The sequence below is a fragment of the Streptomyces prasinopilosus genome (assembly GCF_001419695.1).
Lineage (GTDB): Bacteria > Actinomycetota > Actinomycetes > Streptomycetales > Streptomycetaceae > Streptomyces > Streptomyces prasinopilosus.
The window spans coordinates 1-1,565 of record NZ_LIRG01000601.1; the positions used below are offsets into that span (position 1 = coordinate 1).

General features: G+C 74.5%; 1 protein-coding gene and 1 pseudogene. Both read left to right on the top strand.

From position 1 onward, the window contains the following. Positions 1-382: 382 nt before the first annotated feature. Positions 383-1,054 carry an HD domain-containing protein gene (locus AOK18_RS23015; protein WP_055695572.1) on the top strand — a complete coding sequence of 224 codons (672 nt, stop codon included), beginning with the start codon at positions 383-385 and terminating at the stop codon, positions 1,052-1,054. 46 nt (positions 1,055-1,100) lie between these two features. Further along, positions 1,101-1,565: pseudogene (locus AOK18_RS23020) on the top strand (GNAT family N-acetyltransferase); the annotation flags it as partial.

Here is a 1,565-nt window from a genome sequence, read left to right on the forward strand (position 1 = left end):
CTCTCGTCGTCCTCGCCCGGGCACACCGCCGGGCGAGGACGACGAGAGGTTCCTGCCGTAGCGGTCCCTCCTTCCGGCCGGGCGGCCCGCGGTTCGCCGCGGGCACCGAGCGGGCTCGCCCGCGTCGTGGAGGACGTCGAGCCGACGGCACCCCGAAGAGCGCGGGGATCCGGCCCGGCGCGCCACGTCCCGGCCCGCCTTCCCGCCGCACACGCCGTGGCTCACGGAACACCCACCTGGAAAAACGTGAGCACTTCACCCCCCACTGTCCACATGGTGCTCATGTGAGCACATATAGGGCATTCACTCGCTGACTGCTCACGTTCTTCAGCAGGACACCCGTCCCGCCCCCCTCGGCCCGCCGCACCGTCACAATGGCCCCATGACCGACACCGACGCCCTGCGCGAGCGCTTCGTCCGGGCCCTGGACGGAGCCCGGGACCAGGGGTCCGGCACCGAGTCGCCCGACCCCTCCCCCTACGCCGACCACCTGCTCGCCCGCTGGCGGGAGCCGCAGCGGCGCTATCACACCGTCGCGCACCTCACCGCCGTGCTCGACCGGGTCGACGGGCTGGAGGAGTACGCCGACGACCCCGACGTCGTCCGCCTCGCCGCCTGGTTCCACGACGCCGTGTACCTGCCCGACCGGTCCGAGAACGAGGAGCGGTCGGCACGGCTGGCCGAACGGGCACTGGCCGAGGCCGGGGTGCCGGAGGCGAAGACCGCCGAGGTGGCGCGGCTGGTGCGGCTCACCGTCACCCACGACCCGGCCGACGACGACCGCGACGGACAGGTGCTGTGCGACGCCGACCTCGCGGTCCTCGCCTCACCCCCGTCCGCGTACGCCGCCTACACCGCCGCCGTCCGCGAGGAGTACCACTTCGTGCCGGGCGACGCCTTCCGCGAGGGGCGGACCGCCGTGCTGCGCCGCCTCCTCGACCGGCCCCGCCTGTTCCGCACGCCGTACGGGCGGGAGCACTGGGAGGCCACGGCCCGGTACAACCTCCGCGGCGAGCTGGAAATGCTGTCGACCCCGGCGCCGCCGCCCTCGTAGCCTGCCCCTCATGCGTGCCTGGGGAGCGGAACAGCCGGCGGAGCGGGTGGAGCAGGCCGTCGCGGACTGCGTGGCGGCCCTCGGGGCGGTCGCCGGCCGGAGGTGGGAGGGGGTGCGGGCCGGGAGCCTGGAGTGGGACTGCCGGCGGACCGCGGTGCACATCGCCTCCGATCTCCTCGCGTACGCCGGTCAGTTGGCCGGCCGGGCGCAGGACGCGTACGTGCCCTTCGAGATCGCTCCGGACGACGGCGCCGACAACGCCGCTCTCCTGGACGTGATCACCACGACCGGCGCCCTCCTCGCCGCGACGATCCGCACCACCCCGCGCGCGGTCCGCGCCTTCCACCCCTACCCCTTCCGGCACGCGAACCGCGAGGGCTTCGCCGCGATGGGGGTGGCCGAGGTGCTGCTGCACACCCACGACATCACCGGGGGCCTGGGCGTACGGCACGAACCGCCCGCCGACCTCGCCTCGTTCGTCCTCACCCGGATCTTCCCGCACGTCCGGCCG

What these genes read in the sequence shown, in the direction of transcription:
- AOK18_RS23015 (WP_055695572.1), top strand. Translation starts at nt 383, where the DNA reads ATGACCGACACCGACGCCCTGCGCGAGCGCTTCGTCCGGGCCCTGGAC.